At 74.7% G+C, this 2,538-nt stretch carries 1 protein-coding gene; it reads right to left on the bottom strand.

The features are described from left to right. A partial coding sequence (locus tag AOK24_RS05380; protein ID WP_159051797.1) for a condensation domain-containing protein occupies window positions 1-2,538 on the bottom strand: 2,538 nt, incomplete at both ends.

A 2,538-nucleotide genomic window follows, 5' to 3' on the forward strand; every position in this document is an offset into this window, starting at 1 on the left:
GATGGGGGGTGTGCCGGTGTCGGGGGCGAGGGCGCCGCTCATCGTGGCGACGACGGTCACCTCGGTGGGGCCGTAGGCGTTGACCATGGTGCGGCCGGGTGCCCAGCGCTCGACCAGCCCGGCGTCGCAGGCCTCGCCGCCGGACAGCAGGACGCGCAGGGCGGGTGCGTCGCCCGGGGGGATGCTGCCGAGGACGGTCGGGGGGATCAGGGCGTGGGTGACGCTCTGCGCCCGCAGCACGTCCAGCAGGTCCTCGCCGACGAGGGGGCCCTCGACGGGCGGGACGACCAGGGTGGCGCCGGCGCCGAGGGCCATCAGCAGTTCCAGGACGGAGGCGTCGAAGCTGTGGGAGGCGAGTTGGAGGACGCGGGCGGTGGCGTCCACGGCGCAGCGGCGCACGAGGGCGGTGGTGAAGGCGGCGAGGCCCTGGTGGGTGACGACGACGCCCTTGGGGCGGCCGGTGGAGCCGGAGGTGTAGATGACGTACGCGGCGGAGGTGAGGGGGACGTCGACGCGGGGGTCGGTGCCGGGGAGGCCGGTTCCTTCGCCGGTCACGGCGTTCACGTCGGCGATGAGGTGCGCGCCGTCCACGGGCAGCCGCCCCGCCACGTCCGCGCGGCTCACCACCACTCCGGCCCCGCTGTCTCCGAGCACGTACGCCAGCCGCTCCTCGGGCAGCCCCGGGTCGACCGCGACGTACACGCCTCCGGCCTTGGTCACGGCCAGCACCGCGATCACCCACTCCACCGAACGGGGCAGGGCGACCGCCACCCGGGACTCCGGGGCGACACCGCGCGCGACGAGGGCGTGCGCCAGCCGGTTGGCGCGGGCGTCGAGTTCGGCGTACGTGAGGGTGCTGTCACCGGACGACACGGCGACCCGCCCGGGGTGCGCGGCGACCCGGGCGCGCCACAGGCCGGCCAGGCTCTCGCCGGTCGCTCCGGCTTCCGCGCCGGTACTCCAGTGGGCGTGCTCGTGCGGGGTGAGCAGGGGGACGCGGGACAGGGGGCGGGCGGCGTCGGTGACGGCCTCGCGGGCCAGCGACAGCCAGTGGCGGCAGAGCTGTTCGGCGGTGCGGGTGTCGAACAGGTCGGTGTTGTACTCCAGTTCGCCGGTCAGCGCGTCGCCGTGCTCCCAGAACTCCAGGGTGAGGTCGAAGCGTGACGTGTCGCGCGGCACGGGCACGCGCTCGGCGCGCGCCCCGGTGAACTCCCCGAGCCCGCCGAGCGCGTTCTGCAGGACGACGACCGCTTGGACCAGCGGGGTGCGGCTGGGGTCGCGTTCCGGGGCGAGTGCGTCGACGAGCCGGTCGAAGGGCACGTCCTGGTGGGCGAAGGCGCCGAGCGCGCCGTCCCGGACGGCGGCGAGCAGTTCACGGAAGGAGCCGTCCTCGTCGATGCGGGTGCGCAGCACGAGGGTGTTGACGAAGAAGCCCAGCAGATGCTCGGTCTCGGCCCGGTCGCGGCCGGAGGTGACGGTCCCGACCGCCACGTCCGTCTGTCCCGAGTAGCGGGAGAGCAGCAGCTGTGTCACGGCGGCGAGCCCCATGAAGAGGCTGGCCCGCTCCTCGCGTGCGAGGGCGACCAGTCCCGCGACGACGTCCGGGGGAACGTCGAAGGTGTGGACGGCACCGGCCGAGGTCCGTACGGCGGGCCGGGGGCGGTCGGTCGGCAGTTCCAGGGGTTCGAGGCCCGCCAGCCGGTCGCGCCAGTAGGCGAGTTGTCCGTCCTGCGAGTCGCGGTTCAGCCGCTCGCCGTGCCACACGGCGTGGTCGGCGTACTGGAGGGGCAGTTTCGGCAGGTCCGGGTCCGTGCCGCGCAGGGCCGCCGAGTACAGCTCTCCCAGGTCGCGGCAGAGCACGCCGACCGACCAGCCGTCGGTGACGATGTGGTGCATCGACACCGTCAGGACGTGCTCGGCCGGTGCCGTGCGCACCACGAGGACGCGCACCAGCGGGCCGGTGCGCAGGTCGAAGGGGGTGGACTGCTCGTGGCGCAGCACCTCTTCGAGGGGTTCACCGTCGAGTTCGCGCAGGCGGACGGGGACCGAGGAGGCCGGGTGCACGATCTGGACGCCCCGGCCGTCCACGGAGTCGAAGGTGGTGCGCAGGACTTCGTGCCGTTCGGCCAGCGCGTCCACGGCCCGCTGGAGGGCGGTCGTGGACAGCTCGCCGGAGAGCCGGAGCGCCACGCCGGTGTTGTACTCCACCCCGCCCGGCTCGAACTCGTCGAGGAACCACAGGCGTCGCTGTCCGGGGGCGAGGGGCAGCGGGCCGGTGCGCGGGGCGGCCGGGATCGGGTCGGCGGGCGCCGGCGGCCGGCCCGGCATGAGGGCGGCGAGCTGTCCGACGGTCGGGTGGTCGAAGAGGTCGCGCCAGGACAGGGGGGCGCGCAGTGCCGTACGGGCCCGTGAGGCGACCTGGATGCCGAGGACGGAGTCGCCTCCGAGGGCGAAGAAGTCGTCGTGGACGCCGACTTGTCCGATGCCCAGGACGTCGGCCCAGATCCCGGCGAGGGTCTCCTCGGCCGGGGTGCGCGG

The organism is Streptomyces niveiscabiei (genome assembly GCF_001419795.1).
GTDB classification, from domain to species: domain Bacteria; phylum Actinomycetota; class Actinomycetes; order Streptomycetales; family Streptomycetaceae; genus Streptomyces; species Streptomyces niveiscabiei.